A 16229-nucleotide genomic window follows, 5' to 3' on the forward strand; every position below is an offset into this window, starting at 1 on the left:
ACTGCGAATGAATCGCACTTCCACTCATTACACGGATGCCACGTCCTGTTACCTCACCCGCTATCTGAAAATATTTTTGCCTGTGCGGGCCTCTTCGCGGGTGAACCCGCTCCCACAGGTACTGCACAGGATTTGAAACTTGCGCCCTTCCTGTGGGAGCGGGTTCACCCGCGAAGAGGCCCGCACAGGCGACTACCGGATCAGGGTCAACCGCCCCAGCACAGTCTGCCGCGAAAAACCCATCACCTTGCCCAGCGAATCCAGCGCCAGCAACGGCTCGGCCACGGGGAAACTGCCACTGACCTTGCGCTGCCCCAACTCATCCTCGAGCAACAGGATGCGCCCCGGGTAGTAGCGCCCCAAGTCTTCGACCACCTGCGCCAGCGGCACCTGGTAGTAATTCAGCCAGCCCTGGCGCCAGGCCAGGCGGTTGTCACTATCCACCGCCAGGGTGTCGCCGACTTGGCCGGCAGCATAGGCCACCTGCTGGTTGGCCGTCAGTTCACGCGCTGCTGCACCCGGCGCCGGGCTCACCGCCACCCGCCCGCTGCTCACAGTGACCTGGGCCCCCTCGACCTGCTCGCGCACTTCGAACTGGGTGCCAAGCACGCGCACCTCGCCACCGGCAGCTTCCACTACGAACGGCGTGCCGGTATGCGTGACCTGGAAAAACGCCGCGCCATGCAACAACCGCACGCGGCGCTCGCCCTGCACAAAATCGACTGCAATCGCGCTCCCCGCATCCAGCGTCACCTGCGACTGGTCGGCCAAGGTCACCTGGCGAACTTGACCAGCACTGCTGTAGTCGGCCTGCAGGTCCTGCAGCCACAGGGCCGGGTGCCAACCACCGGCAACGCCCACGGCCAGTACCAGGCACGCAGCCACCGCCAGCGCCGCGACCCGCTGCCGCCAGGGGTGCCTGGTCGGTGGCCTGGCCATCGCATCCAGGTAACGTTGCAGGCTTGCCTGTTCTTCAGCGGCCAGGCGCGCCGCCGGGGCGGCGCTGTTCTGCCACAGCGCCTGGGCCTGGGCGTAGGCCTCACGGTGCCCAGGTTCGGCCAGCAGCCAGCGCTTGAACGCCGCGCCCTCGGCTTGCGCAGGCTGCTCGTTGATGCGGCTGAGCCATTGAAGTGCAGCACGGGACTGCGCCTCGGTGATCGGCGGTAAACGGCTCATCGACGGGCACTCCCTGGCCGGCGTGGGGTGGACGCGGGCTCGGCAACACTCGCCTTGCACGCTTCGAGGGCGCGCATCATATGCTTTTCCACCGCACTCTGGGACAGTTGCATGGCCTTGGCGATCTCGCCGTACTTGCAGCCGTGGATACGGTTGAGCAGGAAGATCTGCCGGGTGCGCTCGGGCAAGGCGCGCAAGGCAGCGTCGATGCGCTGCAAGTCGTGATCGACCTCCACGGCCTGTTCCGGGGCCTGGGCCATGGCCGCTTCATCCAGCGGCAACACAGCTTCGGCTGCGCGCTCGCGGCTGCCTTCGCTGCGCAGGTGGTCGATGGCGAGGTTCCCGGCGCAACGCAGCAAGTAGGTATCCAGCGCCTCGACCTTGACCTCAGGGCGACGCCAGAAGCGCAGGAACAGCTCCTGGACCAGGTCCGATGCCGTCGCCCGGCAGCCGACCCGGCGGCTCACCAGGGCTTCCATGCGTGCCCGCTGGGCCTGGAACACCTGGACGAAACGCGCACGTCCGCCGCCGCTTTCGGCATCCGCCTCGATCATGTCGCCCGGTTCGCTCACCTGGTCACTCGGCGAACACGGCCAGCAACGGCCCCAGCACCACGCTGGCGGCGGCCAGGCCCAGCAACAGGCGGGGCTGGTATGGCAGGCCGAACACCCACAGGGTCACCCCGGCCATCATCACTGCGGTCCACTCCACCAAGCCATGGGCCCAGCCCCGCAGGTGCACGCTGAGCACCAGCGACAGCACCAGCAACAGCCAACCGGCACTGCGCAACAGGCGCAACGGCCCGGGGCGCGGCTTGCGCCCGAGCAGGTCGACGAAGTGCTTCTCCATGGCCAGGCACAGGGCAACGAAGCCGGCGTAAGCGATCAGTGCATTACCCAGCATCAGCTCGCCTCCGCCGTCTCAGTGCTTGGCTTCCTTGCCGCACGAGGGGCCCGCATGGCCACAGCCTTCGGGCTGTGTAACATCTTGCCGGCCATCCAGGCCAGGAACAGGCCGGTGCCCAGCGCTGTCAGGTCGAAACCAGCCATGACCCAGTCACCCGCAGGTAGCGAATGGTTCAGGCCCTGGCCGGTGGTCAGGCCGTTAAGCAGCGGCAGCAAGGCGAAGGCCAGCGCGCCCAGTGCCAGTTGCTCGCCCCATGCCCGCCGCCCACTACGCAGCACAGCGTGCACCAGTGACAGGCCCCAGGCGGTGAAGAAGGCGTTGACCTCCCAGTCGGCCCGGCCTTCGACACCCATCGGGATCAGGCGGTTGGCCCAGAAGAAGCCCGCCACGGCCAGCAACAGGCCGCTCATGCTGGCGATATTGAGCACCTCGACCAGGCGTAGTTCACCCGGCAGGCGTTCGCTCCTGGCATGCTTGAGCTGGCGCTTGCCCAGCCACATCACCAGGCCGGTGCCAATCACCGCAGTACCGGCCACGCCAAAGAAGAAGTACAGCCAGCGCAGCCAGGGCCCGGCGAAATTGCCCATGTGCAGGCCGGCAAAGCTGAAGGCGGTCATCATTGCCCCACTCTCCGGTTTGCCCTGGCTCAACAGCACACCGCTGACGCCATCGAAGGTCCAGTTGGCGCTACGCCGGTAAGCCACGTGGTCGGCAGCCGATTGCGTGAAGGTAACGCGGGCATTGCTGTCGCCGGCATTTTCCACCTGGATACGGCCGATACGCGCGCCCGGTTGCAGGTCCTGCACCTTGGCATAGAGGCTCGGCAACGGTACCAGCGGCGCGGCCACATGGGCCGCCTTGGGCGCATTGTTACGGCCGAACAGTTCGTTGAAGTACTTGCCGGTGTCATTGCCGTAGCTGGCCATGATGCCAGCCGGCATCACCATGTACATGAACAACACCAGGCTGCTGTAGCTGATCATCAGGTGGAAGGGCAGCACCAGCACGCCAATGGCGTTGTGCCCGTCCAGCCAGGAGCGCTGGCCCTTGCCTGGGCGGAAAGTGAAGAACTCCTTGAAGATTTTCTTATGGGTGATGATGCCGGTGACCAGCCCCAACAGCATGATGAAGGCGCACAACGTCGATAGCCATCGGCCGAAAGGGTGTGGCATCTGCAACTGGAAGTGGAAGCGGTAGAAGAACTCGCCACCGCGACTGTCGCGTGCCGCCACCGGCTGCCCGGTCTGGGTATCAAGGGTCTTGGTGACGAAACCGCGTGGCCCGCCATTTGGGTCGCGATAACCCACGTTCAAGGCGGCCTCGCGTGCGTTGGGCATACGAATCAGCCAGGTGCCCGAATGCCCTGCATTGTCCTGCAGATAACGCTGGGCCACCTCCAGGCTATGGCTCGGGTCCAGCGCATGGCTTCGTACTTCTGGTTGCGTCCAGTGCGTGATTTCTTCCTTGAAATACGACAGCGTGCCAGTGAGGAAGATGGCGAACAAAAGCCAGCCGAAGATCAGGCCGGTCCAGGTGTGCAGCCAGGCCATGGCCTGGCGGAAGCCTTCTTTCATGGGGTTTTCATCCAGTAAGCCAACCCGCTGATCACCCCCAGCAGCACGCTTGGCGCCAGTACGCCCAGCCAGGCGCGCAAAGCGCTGCGGCAGGCAAAGCACCAGATGAACGCCAGCAGGTAGAAAACGAATGACAGCAGCAGGCCGGTGAGCGTGGCATCGACCCGTGGCAGCGGCGCTACCAGGGAAATGCAGACGCTGGCCACGGACGCCAGCAGGTAGCCACCCAGCAGCGCGGCAAGGCTGCGTGACGTCACGGCCAGGCGATAGCTGAGCGAGAGACCGGCGGTTTTGCGCGTCATGGCGATGGTCCGGGCGTTTTCGGGGCTGCAATAATAATGATTTCAATTCTCATAAGCAAAGGCCACGCGATGAGCCGCCTGCTGCCTTGAATGCAACAAGAAATTTATTTTCAAAAAGGGCTTGAATTCGTTTCGCCGTTGCCTGACCTTAGAGTCAAGAGACGCAGAAATACCAAGGGTCTCAGAGGCCTAGGCGCGTCTCCATGCGAGCAAGCTGAATAAGGATTGAATCATGCAAATCCAGGTCAACAGCAGCAACCATTTCGAAGGCAACGCCCGGCTCGACCAGTGGGTCCGCAGCACACTGCAGAACTCGCTGGAACGTTACGAAGACGACCTCACCCGCATCGAGGTTCACCTGCGCGACGAGAACGGCGCCAAGCCCGGACCGCATGACAAACGCTGCCAGATGGAGGCTCGCCCCAAAGGCCATCAACCGATTTCCGTGACCCACACCGCCACTTCGCTGGACCAGGCGGTCGATGGTGCCGCCACCAAGCTCAACCACGCGCTGGAACACTTCTACGGCAAACTGCGCAGCAAGCGCGGCGCCCTGGAACTGAGTGACCCAGACGCCTGATCGGCAACGCAAGACGCCCGGCCTGATGCCGGGCGTTTTCGTTTGTATCGATCGATGGCGCTGAACCAACAGGTAATTTCCCCGGTCAACTTCTGCATTCATTCACCGCAGAAGCATGACCATGAACAACCCATTCGAACGAATCAGTGCTGCATTCGCCCCCGAATACCGGGTCAACCTGAGCATTGCAAACCTCGACGGCAGCATCATGCTGACCCTGTCCGACGACGCTGGCGTGGTCGCCAAGCGCCTCATCACCCAGGCCCAGCGCAATGACCCGGTGCGCCTGCAGCGGGTGATCGACAGCATCCGCCTGGGCCTGGCCATCGAGCACAACCAGAACCCCCTTCAGGTGCTGGCCGCGCTGACCCGTGACGCCCGCCACGAGCCGCGCCATTTCATCGCCAACTGAGGGCTACTTGCCCTCCTCCACTTCCTTGCCGCTGGCATCCAGTACCTTGGTCGAGGGGTAGCGGTACGAGGCGTAGCGCACCACCAGGATCGCGAACGCCAGCAACAGGATGCCACCGCACAGGTACAACAGCCCTACGTCTGGCGCCTTGTGGTGCGAGACGTCGCCGATCAGCAGGCGGGTCAGCGCGGTGATGGCCACGTACAGCAGGAAGCGGATCGGCATGTGGTTGGTCTTGAAGTAGATGCCGACCATCGCCCCCAGCTCCAGGTAGATGAACAGCAGCAGGATGTCATCGACACTGACCCCGCCCTTGCCGAGCATGTCGAGGAACGTCATCACCGCCGCATAGGCGGTGATCGCGCCAATGCCGAACAGCGCCAGGTAATGGAATGCCTCGACGCACAGGTTTCCCAGCGAGTCGGCCGAGCCGTGCAGACCCTTTCGCAGCTTTTCTGCCCATTTGATGTTCACGATGTTCCATTCCCCGATACGTCTTGAAGGATGATGCGTCACCGGTGTGACGCTTGTGCCATGCAGTTAAAGGGCCAGGCCCCTGCCTTGGAAGGCGACCGATTGCCGCAAGGCACCTTGAGGCGTGGCAAGTTGCATAAGCTAGAGACGTTGCGGGCTTTGCTTGAGTCGGCACTGGTTCAGGTGCAGATGCCCGCTGAGCCTCGGAGTTTGCACTGAGGTTTGAGTGTTGCGTTGTCTGGGCTGGCCTTTTCGCGGGTAAACCCGCTCCCACAGGATCTCCACAGGCCTTGAGGTAGATGCCGTACCTGTGGGAGCGGGTTCACCCGCGAAAGGGCCCGGATGGCTAAGGCGCTGATGGATGATGTTGAGTTGGGCATGAAGCCGTAAGCCCTCTGCACCACGCTACAATTTCTGCTTGCGAAGCAATCAACATTGCTATTACTGTATATAGATACAGTAAATCGAAACGCAACCAGCAAAAGGCATAGAGGTGATGAATGGCCGTCGAAGTGGTGTACCGCAGCAGCCGCGACCCGGAGCGCTTGTTCATGGATAAGGCCGAAGCAGACCGTCACGACAAGATGCTCGAACTGGCCGAGCGCCTGGCCGAAGTACTGCACAAGGCAGTGCCCTCGCTGAGCGAGAAACAGGTTGAGGAAGCCGGTATCTACATGGCCAAGAACCGCGATGTGTTCGCCCGGGCGTTCAAGAGCCAGCCGGATGCGCTGGCCGAGTTGCTCGAAGCGCCAGCGGCCGAGTAATTACCTGCACTGGCCGCTTCTGCAAGGATTGCGCATGGCTTGAGGTTCAGCGCGGTCAAGGTGGATGGCACGGGCTGCGCCCGTGTTCGCGGGCACGCCCGCTCCCACAAGGACCGCGCAGGTTTTCAGAGTTTTGGGCAGAACAGTTGCTGCTTCAGGTACGGCACAAGCGCTGAGCTCGGGCGCTATCCCTGTGGGAGCGGGCGTGCCCGCGAAGAGGCCAGCAAAGCCGGTATCGCCCCTCAGCCGTAGAGCAACCGCTCTGCCAACATCTGCGCCACCCGCGCCGGCGAGCGCTTCTCTGCCTGTGCATGGCCAAACACTTCGGTCAGCCGTGAAGGTATCCGCGCCAGGTGCGCGGTGATGTTGCCCAGGTCTTCGCCACGATGGGTAAGTGCCACGTAGATCAACCCACCGGCATTGATCACGTAATCGGGCGCATACAGTATCCCGCGCGACTCCAGCTGGTCGGCTACCTGCAAGGTGGTCAGCTGGTTGTTCGCCGCCCCCGCCACGGCCGCACAACGCAACTGCATCACGCTCTGCCCGTTCAACACCGGCCCCACACCGCAAGGGGCAAAGATGTCGCAAGGGGTGCTGATCAACGCATCGTTGGTCACCGGATGGGCATTGAACTGCTCCACCGCCAGCCGCACCCGCCCGGGGTCCAGGTCGCTCACCAGCAGGTCAGCACCCGCCGCATGCAGTTGCTCCGCCAGCGCATAACCGACATTGCCCAGCCCTTGCACCGCAACCCGAAGCCCTTGCAGGTCATCACTGCCAAGGCGGAACGAAGTGGTGGCACGAATGCCGGCAAAAACCCCCATCGCCGCATGCGGGGAGGGGTCACCCGAGGCCGTGGTGCTGGTCACATGCGGTGTGCTCTGGGCAATGCAGTCCATGTCCAGGGTCGAGGTGCCGCTGTCCACGGCGATGATGAAGCGCCCTTGCAAGGTGTCGATGAAGCGGCCGAAGGCCTCGAACAGCGCGGCACGGTTTTCCACATGCGGGTTGCGCATGATCACCGCCTTGCCGCCCCCCAATGGCAGGCCAGCCAGCGCCGCCTTGTAGCTCATACCCTGGGCAAGGCGAATGGCGTCTGTCATGGCGCTTTCATCATCGGCATAAGGCAGGTAGCGGCAACCGCCCATGGCGGGGCCCAACTGCTCGCTGTGGATCACCACCACAGCCTTCAGGCCGGTAGGCGGATCGGTGAACAAGTGCAGCGACTGGGTACGGGTGCTTTGCATCAGCGCGAACATCGACAGGCTCCCCTACGAGGTGCTCTTTCCAGTATAGGCACGGCCCTTGGGCTGGTAGCGCCGCCGGACCACTGGACGAAACCGCGCACCGCGGCTAATACTCAAGCGTGTGTGGAGAAGCCCCATGAAGCCACGTCAAGCCTGCCTGGCCTGCCTGGAACGCGAGCCCGTCGCCCTGCTGGAAGCCGCATTATGGATTGCTGCCGAGCACGACCGAAGCGTCGAGCCCGCGGCCAGCCTTGCCAAGCTGCATGACCTGCAGCGTGAGATAAGCACCAATCTGCCGATGCTGCCGCTGTGCGAACTGGCACAGCCATTGTTGCGCCAACTCAATGCCCTGGGCTTCCAGCAGGATGAATATCACCCGCTGCGCCCGCATGCCGCGATGATGGACAAGGTGCTGCAACGCCGACGTGGCCAACCGCTGACACTTGCCATCCTCGCCCTGGAACTGGCCCGGCGTCTGTCCATACCCCTTGAGGGCGTAGGCTTCCCTGGCCATTTCCTGCTGCGCGTGCCGGGTGCCGATCACCTGCTTGACCCCTGTGGCGGCCGGCGTCTCTACCCCAACGACTGCCGTGAGCTGCTGGCTCGCCAGTTCGGCCCGCATGTAGCGCTGACTGCCGAGCACATGCGCAGTGCCAGCCCGCTGCAGATGCTGCAACGCCTGTCACGCAACCTGCGCCAGTTGCATATAAGCAACGACAACCACCTGGCGGCACTGATCGATGCCGAGCGGGTCATGCAACTGGGCCCGGTGCAGGTCAGCGACTATGTGACTCGCGCTTCGCTATACCAGCATCTGGATTGCCCGCAGGCCGAGCGCTTCGATCTGGAGCATGCGTTATTGCTGACAGAGGACCCGGTCCAGCGCCTGAAGCTTTCCGAACGTATCGGCAAGCTTCCGGCGGCGAACCGTTCCATTCACTGAGCCGGGCTGTCCGGCTGCTGGGCGGGGTGGGCCTGGGCGAACGCCGCGTGCTCGGCCGCAAGGGCGGCAACCCGAAGGATGCGCGGGAAGCTGTCGAGGTCGACGTTGAAACGTTCGGCCGCGTACAACTGCGGGATCAGATAGACATCCGCCAGGCCCGGCTCATCGCCGAAGCAGAAGCCATGATCGCCTATCAGTTGCTCAACTGCCCCCAACCCTTGGCTGATCCAGTGACCAATCCATTGGTTGACCTGGCTTTCGTCCTGGCCGGCCTGGCGCAGCCGGTTGAGCACGCTGACGTTGTGCAGCGGATGGATATCGCAGCCGATGATCGCCGCCACGCCCCGCACCTTGGCACGCGCCTCGGCCGTGGCCGGTAACAGCGCAGGTTGTGGATAAACCTCTTCCAGGTACTCGATGATCGCCGGCGACTGCACCAGCAGCTCACCGCCATCGGTACGCAACGCCGGAACGCGCCCCTGCGGGTTGACCGCGACATAACCCGCGCCGCGCTGTTCGCCCTGCAGCAGGTTGACCGGAAGGGACTGGTAACCCAGCCCCTTCAGTGCCAAAGCAATGCGTACCCGGTAGGACGAGGTGGAACGGTAATAGGTGTACAGCTCCATGCCCCTGCCTCCTCAGTTGGCCGCGACGACCTTGCCGCGGCATTCGCCGAAACCGATGCTGGCCACGCCCTCACGCACGCAGCGGGCACGCAGGATGATCTCGTCGCCGTCTTCGAGGAACTTGCGCACCTCGCCACTGGCCAGTTCCACCGGGTGCTTGCCACCTTCGGTTATCTCCAGCAGGCTGCCGAACGAACCTGGCGTGGCGCCCGACAGCGTGCCCGAACCGAACAGGTCGCCCGGTTGCAGCTGGCAGCCGTTGACGCTGTGGTGCGCGACCAGCTGCGCCACGGTCCAGTACATGCTGCGGGTGTTGCTCAGGGTCAGGCGGTGCGGGGCGAGGCCCTGCTCGCGCATTTGCTCGGTCAGCAGCAATACCTCAAGCTCGATATCGAATGCACCTGCGGCCTGGTCGCGCTTGTCCAGCAGGTACGACAGTGGCTGCGGGTCGCCCTCCGGGCGTGACGGCTGGGCACAGCGGAACGGCTCAAGCGCTTCGGCGGTAACTACCCAAGGCGAGATGGTGGTGATGAAGCTCTTGGACAGGAACGGCCCCAGCGGCTGGTATTCCCAGGCCTGGATATCGCGCGCCGACCAGTCGTTGAGCAGGCACAGGCCAGCCACGTGCTCGGCGGCATCGCCTACCGGGATCGCCTGGCCAATGTCGTTGCCCTGGCCGATCCAGATACCCAGCTCCAGCTCGTAGTCCAGGCGCGCGCAGGGGCCGAAGCTTGGCTCGGTGTGCCCGGCCGGCAGAGTCTGGCCCTTGGGCCGGCGCACATCGGTGCCGGATGGGCGGATGGTCGAGGCGCGGCCGTGATAACCGATCGGCACGTACTTGTAGTTGGGCAGCAGCGGGTTGTCGGGGCGGAACAGCTTGCCCACGTTCTTGGCGTGCTCGATGCCCACGTAGAAGTCGGTGTAGTCACCGATCTGCGCCGGTACATGCAGCTGGCAGGCGGTTGCCGGGTACAGTGCGGCCTGCAGAGCCGCCTTATGTTCACTGTGTTCGCCCAGCAGCACCAGCAGGCGCTCGCGCAGGGCAACGCGGGCACCGCGGCCGAGGGCGAAGAATGCGTTCAAGACCCCACCACGGGTGGCCTCGACCGCGGCCTTGGCTGCACCGTCGAACAGGCCGGCGGCCAGCACCGCCTCCAGGTCCAGGATCGCGTCGCCGATGGCCACGCCACAGCGCTTGGCTTCACCCGGCCGGCTGAAGATGCCCAACGGCAGGTTCTGCAGCGGGAAGTCGCTGTGCCCGTTGGCGTGCTCGACCCAGCTACGGGCAATGGCGGTCTGATTCATGGGTTATCTCCGGTTCGGGTTGAAGGTGCTCGGCAAGGTGGCCCAGCAACTATCGTAGTCGGCCTGCAACTGCGGGCATTCAAGGGCTTGCAGGCTCGGGCGCAGCACCTGGCTGGTCTCGAACATGAAGGCCATGGTGTTGTCGATCTTGTGCGGTGCCAGGTCGGCAGCAATAGCCTTTTCGCAGGTTTCGGCGTCGGGGCCATGGGCGCTCATAACCCCGTGCAGCGAGGCGCCACCCGGCAGGAAGCCCTCGGCCTTGGCGTCGTAGGCACCATTGATCAGGCCCATGAACTCGTTCATCAGGTTGCGGTGGAACCATGGTGGACGGAAGGTGTTCTCGGCCACCATCCAGCGTGGCGGGAAGATCACGAAGTCCATGTTGGCCATGCCATGCACGCTGGTCGGCGAGGTCAGCACAGTGAAGATCGACGGGTCCGGGTGGTCGAAGCTGACCGTGCCGATGGTGTTGAAGCGACGCAGGTCGTACTTGTACGGCACGTTGCTGCCGTGCCAGGCGACCACGTCCAGCGGCGAGTGCTGCAGTTCGCAGGCCCAATGTTCGCCCAGGAACTTCTGCACCAGCTGCACCGGGCCATCGGCCTCTTCGTAGTGCGCCACAGGGGTGAGGAAGTCGCGCGGGTTGGCCAGGCCGTTGCTGCCTATCGGGCCCAGGTCCGGGATGCGCAGCGGTGCGCCGTGGTTTTCGGCGATATAGCCGCGGGCCTCGCCGTCGAGCAGTTCGACGCGAAACTTCATGCCACGCGGGATGACCGCGATTTCCAGCGGCTCGACTTCCATCACCCCCAGTTCGGTGGCAATGCGCAGGCGGCCCTGTTGCGGCACCAGCAGTAGTTCACCGTCGGCGTTGAAGAACACCCGCTCCATCGACCGGTTGGCGCGGTAGATGTAGATGCTCACGCCGGCCGGTTTTTCCGCAGCGGCGTTGGCCACCATGGGCAGCCAGCCCTCGATGAAATCGGTCGGTTCGACGGGGATCGGCTGGGGGTTCCAGCGCAGGCGGTTGGGAGTGATGGGCCCCAGCGGGCCGGTCAGCGGCTGACGCACCAGGCGTTCGAAACGCGGGTGCAAGGCAGACGGACGAATACGATACAGCCAGGTGCGGCGCAGCTCGCTGCGGGTCATGGTGAACGCCGTGCCCGAGAGCAGCTCGGCATACAGCCCATAGGGCGCCTTCTGCGGCGAGTTCTGCCCGACCGGCAAGGCCCCTGGCAGCGCTTCGCTGGCAAACTCGTTGCCGAAGCCGCTGAGGTAGTGAAGGTCGGGTGACGTATCGCGATTCATCGATGCCTCCGGGCTCTGGCCGAGCCGTTGCTGGCAGCTGGCTGCTGGCCCGGGGCGGGATGGCAGCACGTCTGCATTGTTTTTATCGTAATCAGATTACGAATAACGTAATTTGCTACGGGCAATGCGTCAAGCTATAAAGGCGCGACTCGACGAATCCGGAAGAAGATGTCCATGGCCAAAGCCAGCTCCCCCGCCGACAACGGCAAGCAGAAAGTCCGCTCGGCGGAGGTCGGCACCGACATCCTGAAGGCTCTTGCCGAGCTCTCCCCGTCCACCTCTCTGTCGCGCCTGGCGGAACATGTGCAGATGCCAGCGAGCAAGGTGCACCGTTACCTTCAGGCATTGATCGCCAGCGGTTTTGCCGAACAGGATGCGGCCACCAACCATTACGGCCTGGGGCGCGAGGCACTGCGGGTGGGGCTGGCGGCGCTGGGCAGTATCGATGTGCTGAAGATTGCCGCGCTGCCGTTGTCTCAACTGCGCGATGAACTGAACGAGAGCTGCTTCGTTGCCGTATGGGGCAACCAGGGCGCGACAGTGGTCAGCATCGAGCCGGCAGTACGCGCGGTCACGGTGGTAACGCAGATCGGCTCGGTACTGCCGCTGCTCACTTCGTCCACCGGGCTGGTGTTCGCCGCCTATCTTCCCGAGCGCGAGACCGTGGAGTTGCGTGACCGGGAACTGGCCGCCCTGCAGCACAGCGCCGCCGACTACCAGGCAGTACTGGCGGGCATTCGTGAACGTGGCCTGCACCATGTGCACGGGCTGTTGATGCCGGGCGTGGATGCGCTGTCGGCCCCGGTGTTCAATGCCATGGGGCAGATCGCCGCGGTGATGACGGTGGTCGGGCCAACCTCGATCTTCCATGCCGACGAGCATGGTCCGGCGGCGCAACGGTTGCTGGCAGCAGCACGGGAAACCAGCTGGCGCATGGGCTATTCGCCCGCCAACTGAGCGCCTTCGGCACTATTGCCCGATACGTAAAGGTGAATGTCATAAGCGGCTATTTTTCCTGCAGGATCAGGCGCTTATTCTTACCTCACTGGCCGGCATGAAGGGCTCTCCCCCCCGCCTTTCAGGCCTGCGAGGTTCACCGACGTAGATTTTGAAGCTCCTTGATCTGACGTCTCGATTGGCCGCTGCGGCTTGCAGCGGCCTTTTTTATCTGCCCTGAAAATTTCTTCGCCTGTGCTGGCCTCTTCGCGGGTAAACCCGCTCCCACAGAGATATCACTACCCCAGGGGCTTGTGGTGTACCTGTGGGAGCGGGTTTACCCGCGAAGAGGTCAGCACAGGCATACAAGTTTCAGCCCAGCGGATACTTCTGCAAGTTCGCCATCATCTGCTGCAACGCCTGCAAGCTGTCCTGTGGGTGCACTGCCCCGTCGAAGTCGCCAATCCGTGCCCAGTTCTCCGCCACCTGCTCCGGAGTAAAGCCTTCACGCGGATCGAAGCCTACCCCCAGGCTGCGCTCCCAACGCACCTTGCCCACCCAACCGCCACCCACTTCGAACAGCTCACCACTGCCCTGGCACTGCTCGCTGCCCAGATACACCACCAGCGGGCTGACCAGCTCAGGCTTGAGCCGCTCGAACACCTGGGGCGGGATCAACCCTTCGGTCATGCGGGTGCCACCCGTGGGGGCGATGGCGTTGACCAGGATGCCGTGCTTGCGCCCTTCGATCGCCAGGGTACGTGTCAGCCCATACAGGCCCAGCTTGGCCATGCCGTAATTGGCCTGGCCGAAGTTGCCGTAGATGCCGGACGTGGAAGCGGTGAAGATCACCCGCCCCCAGTTCTGCTCGCGCAGGTGCGGCCAGGCGGCGCGGGTGACCTTGTAAGCCCCCTCGACATGCACCTGATACACCTGCTCCCAGTCGCTGTCTTCCATCTTGTGGAAGGTTTTGTCACGCAGGATGCCGGCATTGTTCACCAGCACATCGACCCGGCCGAAGCTGTCCAGGGCCTGCTCGACAATACGCGCGCCTTGGCTGACCGAATCATGGTTGGCAATGGCACTGCCACCAGCGGCGCGGATCTCCGCTACAACTCGGTCGGCGGCGGAGGCGCTGGCACCTTCACCGTGGGTGGACCCGCCGAGGTCGTTGACCACCACCCGCGCACCACGGGCAGCGAACAGCAGCGCATGGGCACGGCCCAGGCCGCCCCCGGCTCCGGTGACTATCACCACGCGATCTTGCAGACAGACAGGCTCGCTCATGCTCATGGCTCCAGGCAGATTCAGGTAGGCCGAGTGTCCGCCGCCAGCGGCGGGTGGACAATCAAGCTCACGCAGGCTGAATGCCTGGCAATAACGCAGCACGATGGTTACGGGGCCGCTTTGCGGCCCATCGCCGGCAAGCCAGCTCCCAAACCAACCGCGCCGGCCTCCAGGCATGCGCTGTACCTGTGGGAGCCAGCTTGCCGGCGATGAGGCCCTGTCAGGACCACGCCACTTTCTGCTGGAAACAGCTCAACGGTTGTTCACGAAAGGCCAGGTAATGGCGCAGCACCTGCACCGGCGCTTCGGTATGCGGGTAATGGCCGATGCCGTGCAACTGCACGGTGTCCGGCTCCGGCACCAGTTGCCGGTAGCGCTCCACCATGTGTGCGCCGGAAAGCGGGTCGTCCACGCCATTGATAAAGCGCAGCGGCACGCCTTCGTGCTGCATCGCGCCAACCCAGCGGTCCCGGTGCAACCTGCGCTCTGGCATGTAACCCACCAGCTTGTGCAGGATGCGCGTGCCACGGTTGGCGGCTATCAGGCTCCAGCAGTCATCCAGCGCACTTTCACTGGGGTGGGTGCAAGGGCCGTAGACCTGGGTCAAGTTGCGCACCAGGTCGTCGCGACCGAACGAGCGCCCTACCAGCCAGCCCAGGCGGCTGAGCAACAGCTTCTGTACCAGCAGCATGCGGCAGCTTTCGGGGAACAGCCCGCTGTTCAGGAACACGCAGCTGGCAATGCTGGCGCGCTGTTCATGATGCCGCGCCAGCATTTCCTGGGCCACACTGCCGCCGTAGTCATGGGCCAACAGATGCACCGGCTGGTCGACCTTCAGCTCGGCGAGCAAAGCCTGCTGCAGGTCGGCCTGCTCCATCAGGCTATACACGTGATCGACCGGTTTGGCCGAATCGCCAAAGCCGAGCATGTCACAGGCGATAACCCGGAAGCGCTGGGCCAAAGGCCCCCACAGGTAGTGCCAATCCCAGCTGGCGGTGGGGAAACCGTGCAACAGAAGCAGGGGCTCTCCTTGCCCTGCGGTCCAGTAGCGGATGCTCTGGCCCCGGAAGCTGAAACTCTGTCCCCGGGTACGCCAGACGCACAATGGAATTTCGGCCATGGGCATCAGAACGGTCCCGGTGAAGTGGTGTTGGCGGAATAGAGCAAGGCTGCGGTCATTGCATGTCACCTCGGCACTTACATGTGCTCTCTATGTCGAGGCTGAGTCTAGCCAGCAGCCCATGGGCTGGAACTTGCGTTGCCAGCCAGCTTGATGACTTGGCGAGTCAGTGGCACGAACGGTCAGAGCAGCATGGCCAGCAGCGGTGCCGCGAACAGGTTCAGCAGCCCGGTCAGGACCATGACCAGGCCGGCCACCGAGCCCTCCTCGCGGCCTACCTCCTGTGCCCGGCTGACACCGGCACCATGGGCGCCCACGCCGAACAGCGCGCCCCGCGCCAGCGGCGTGCGCAACGGCAACCAGCGCAGCAGCACACCGCCGAACATGGCGCCCAGCACGCCGGTGAACATCACGAACACCGCCGTGAGCTCCGGTACGCCACCCAGGTCATGGGCCAATGGCATGGCAAAGGGCGTGGTGATCGAACGCGGCACAAGCGACAGGCTGGTCGCGCTGTCCAGCGCCAACATATGAGCCAACCCCCAGGAACTGGCGATCGAAGCGCTGCTGCCGGCGACCATGCCCACCATCAGTGCCGGCCAGTGGCGCGCCAGCATGGCCCGTTGCTGCCAGATCGGCACCGCGAAGGCCACGGTCACCGGGCCAAGCACGCTCATCAGCCAGTGGGTGTTGCGGGCGTACTCGGCATAGGCGGTGTGCAGCGGCACGGCCACCGCCAGCAACAAAACCGGCACCAGGATCAGCGGCGACAGCAGGTAGCGCCCGCTGCGCCGGTACAACCAGCGGCTGCCCAGGTACGCCAGCAAGGTCAGGGCCAGCCAGAACAGCGGCATAGGTTCAAGGCTCATGGCGCAACCTCCAGCGGCACACCAGTTCCACGGTCAACGCGGTCACAACCATTACCATCAGGGTGCTCACGGCGATCACCAGCAGGATGCGCCAGCCCTCGTCACGAATCAGGGCGCCGTAATCGAGCAGGCTCATCAGCGCCGGGATGAAGAACAGCAGCATCTCAGCCATCAGCCAGCCGGCGCCCAGTTGCAGCATGGCCGGCTTGAGCACACCCGAGGCGAACAGCAACAGCAGCAATGCCAGGCCCATCACGCCGCCAGGAATCGGCCAGCCCAGCCAAGTGGCAAGCTGGCCACCGAGCAGGAACAGAGCACAGAGGATCGCCAACTCGACGAGCAGGCGCAGGGCTTTTTTCAACAACGCGGGTTTCATGGGGGGTTCCTCTACAGGCCCTCA

Annotated in this window: 19 protein-coding genes; 5 read left to right on the forward strand and 14 right to left on the reverse strand. The window is 64.0% G+C overall.

The annotated features are described in order from the left end of the window. Window positions 1–192 precede the first annotated feature (192 nt). Genes QN085_RS21650 through QN085_RS21670 form a run of 5 tightly spaced genes read right to left on the reverse strand, consistent with a single transcriptional unit; the run spans window position 193 to window position 3958 of the window. Window positions 193–1176, reverse strand: coding sequence for a FecR family protein (locus tag QN085_RS21650; protein ID WP_024087726.1), 984 nt, complete (start codon window positions 1174–1176; stop codon window positions 193–195). Continuing rightward, entirely contained in the window at window positions 1173–1730 is a 558-nt protein-coding gene (locus QN085_RS21655; RefSeq protein ID WP_015271766.1) for an RNA polymerase sigma factor, read from the reverse strand. The genes QN085_RS21650 and QN085_RS21655 overlap by 4 nt, the downstream gene beginning before the upstream one ends. 22 nt (window positions 1731–1752) lie before the next feature. Continuing rightward, complete coding sequence (locus tag QN085_RS21660) at window positions 1753–2079, reverse strand: DUF3325 domain-containing protein (RefSeq protein ID WP_013974179.1); 327 nt, start codon at window positions 2077–2079, stop codon at window positions 1753–1755. Further along, a complete protein-coding gene (locus QN085_RS21665) occupies window positions 2079–3656 on the reverse strand; it encodes a PepSY-associated TM helix domain-containing protein (protein ID WP_013974180.1) in 1578 nt (525 codons plus the stop codon). The genes QN085_RS21660 and QN085_RS21665 overlap by 1 nt, the downstream gene beginning before the upstream one ends. Then, the gene (locus QN085_RS21670; protein WP_013974181.1) at window positions 3653–3958 is read right to left on the reverse strand and encodes a DUF3649 domain-containing protein; all 306 of its coding nucleotides are present in this window, start codon (window positions 3956–3958) and stop codon (window positions 3653–3655) included. Before QN085_RS21670 ends, QN085_RS21665 begins: the two co-directional genes overlap by 4 nt. A 232-nt stretch (window positions 3959–4190) precedes the next feature. Between QN085_RS21670 and QN085_RS21675 the strand changes: the two genes are divergently transcribed. Both QN085_RS21675 and QN085_RS21680 read left to right on the forward strand, forming a co-directional pair. Further along, the gene (locus QN085_RS21675; protein WP_003260689.1) at window positions 4191–4538 is read left to right on the forward strand and encodes an HPF/RaiA family ribosome-associated protein; all 348 of its coding nucleotides are present in this window, start codon (window positions 4191–4193) and stop codon (window positions 4536–4538) included. A gap of 121 nt (window positions 4539–4659) precedes the next feature. Beyond that, the gene (locus QN085_RS21680) at window positions 4660–4950 is read left to right on the forward strand and encodes a DUF3509 domain-containing protein (protein WP_024087728.1); all 291 of its coding nucleotides are present in this window, start codon (window positions 4660–4662) and stop codon (window positions 4948–4950) included. A 3-nt stretch (window positions 4951–4953) separates the two neighbouring features. On the opposite strand, the gene QN085_RS21685 is transcribed toward QN085_RS21680, so the two are convergent. Continuing rightward, complete coding sequence (locus QN085_RS21685; RefSeq protein ID WP_013974183.1) at window positions 4954–5424, reverse strand: phosphate-starvation-inducible protein PsiE; 471 nt, start codon at window positions 5422–5424, stop codon at window positions 4954–4956. A 500-nt stretch (window positions 5425–5924) separates the two neighbouring features. Here QN085_RS21685 and QN085_RS21690 point away from each other — a divergent pair, with 500 nt between their 5' ends. Beyond that, on the forward strand, window positions 5925–6188 hold the full coding sequence (locus tag QN085_RS21690) for a YebG family protein (RefSeq protein WP_003260692.1): 264 nt from the start codon (window positions 5925–5927) through the stop codon (window positions 6186–6188). Window positions 6189–6430: 242 nt separating this feature from the next. On the opposite strand, the gene QN085_RS21695 is transcribed toward QN085_RS21690, so the two are convergent. Continuing rightward, window positions 6431–7450: a Leu/Phe/Val dehydrogenase gene (locus QN085_RS21695; protein WP_013974184.1), complete on the reverse strand. Its 1020-nt coding sequence runs from the start codon at window positions 7448–7450 to the stop codon at window positions 6431–6433. Between the two features lie 124 nt (window positions 7451–7574). Here QN085_RS21695 and QN085_RS21700 point away from each other — a divergent pair, with 124 nt between their 5' ends. Continuing rightward, on the forward strand, window positions 7575–8381 hold the full coding sequence (locus QN085_RS21700; protein ID WP_013974185.1) for a SirB1 family protein: 807 nt from the start codon (window positions 7575–7577) through the stop codon (window positions 8379–8381). Here QN085_RS21700 and maiA read toward each other — a convergent pair. Genes maiA through hmgA form a run of 3 tightly spaced genes read right to left on the reverse strand, consistent with a single transcriptional unit; the run spans window position 8375 to window position 11617 of the window. Next, window positions 8375–9007 carry a maleylacetoacetate isomerase gene (gene maiA / locus QN085_RS21705; protein ID WP_023661852.1) on the reverse strand — a complete coding sequence of 211 codons (633 nt, stop codon included), beginning with the start codon at window positions 9005–9007 and terminating at the stop codon, window positions 8375–8377. The genes QN085_RS21700 and maiA overlap by 7 nt on opposite strands. Window positions 9008–9019: 12 nt before the next feature. After that, on the reverse strand, window positions 9020–10312 hold the full coding sequence (gene fahA / locus QN085_RS21710) for a fumarylacetoacetase (RefSeq protein WP_041505621.1): 1293 nt from the start codon (window positions 10310–10312) through the stop codon (window positions 9020–9022). 3 nt (window positions 10313–10315) lie between these two features. Then, window positions 10316–11617: a homogentisate 1,2-dioxygenase gene (gene hmgA / locus QN085_RS21715; protein ID WP_023661853.1), complete on the reverse strand. Its 1302-nt coding sequence runs from the start codon at window positions 11615–11617 to the stop codon at window positions 10316–10318. A 174-nt stretch (window positions 11618–11791) separates the two neighbouring features. On the opposite strand from hmgA, the gene QN085_RS21720 reads away from it, so the two are divergent. Beyond that, window positions 11792–12574, forward strand: coding sequence for an IclR family transcriptional regulator (locus QN085_RS21720; RefSeq protein ID WP_023661854.1), 783 nt, complete (start codon window positions 11792–11794; stop codon window positions 12572–12574). Window positions 12575–12925: 351 nt separating this feature from the next. Here the strand turns inward: QN085_RS21720 and QN085_RS21725 are convergent, their stop codons facing one another. The 4 genes from QN085_RS21725 to QN085_RS21740 all read right to left on the reverse strand — a co-directional run bounded on the left by QN085_RS21725 (window position 12926) and on the right by QN085_RS21740 (window position 16205). Further along, on the reverse strand, window positions 12926–13840 hold the full coding sequence (locus tag QN085_RS21725; RefSeq protein ID WP_024087730.1) for an SDR family oxidoreductase: 915 nt from the start codon (window positions 13838–13840) through the stop codon (window positions 12926–12928). Between the two features lie 220 nt (window positions 13841–14060). Further along, window positions 14061–14966 (reverse strand): alpha/beta fold hydrolase, encoded by a 906-nt coding sequence (locus QN085_RS21730; protein ID WP_024087731.1) that lies wholly within the window; start codon window positions 14964–14966, stop codon window positions 14061–14063. A 176-nt stretch (window positions 14967–15142) separates the two neighbouring features. Continuing rightward, entirely contained in the window at window positions 15143–15829 is a 687-nt protein-coding gene (locus tag QN085_RS21735) for an LrgB family protein (RefSeq protein WP_024087732.1), read from the reverse strand. Next, a complete protein-coding gene (locus tag QN085_RS21740) occupies window positions 15819–16205 on the reverse strand; it encodes a CidA/LrgA family protein (RefSeq protein ID WP_013974193.1) in 387 nt (128 codons plus the stop codon). The genes QN085_RS21735 and QN085_RS21740 overlap by 11 nt, the downstream gene beginning before the upstream one ends. Window positions 16206–16229 lie beyond the last annotated feature (24 nt).

The sequence above is a fragment of the Pseudomonas sp. M2(2023) genome (assembly GCF_030263955.1).
In the GTDB taxonomy this organism is placed as follows: Bacteria; Pseudomonadota; Gammaproteobacteria; order Pseudomonadales; family Pseudomonadaceae; genus Aquipseudomonas; species Aquipseudomonas asiatica.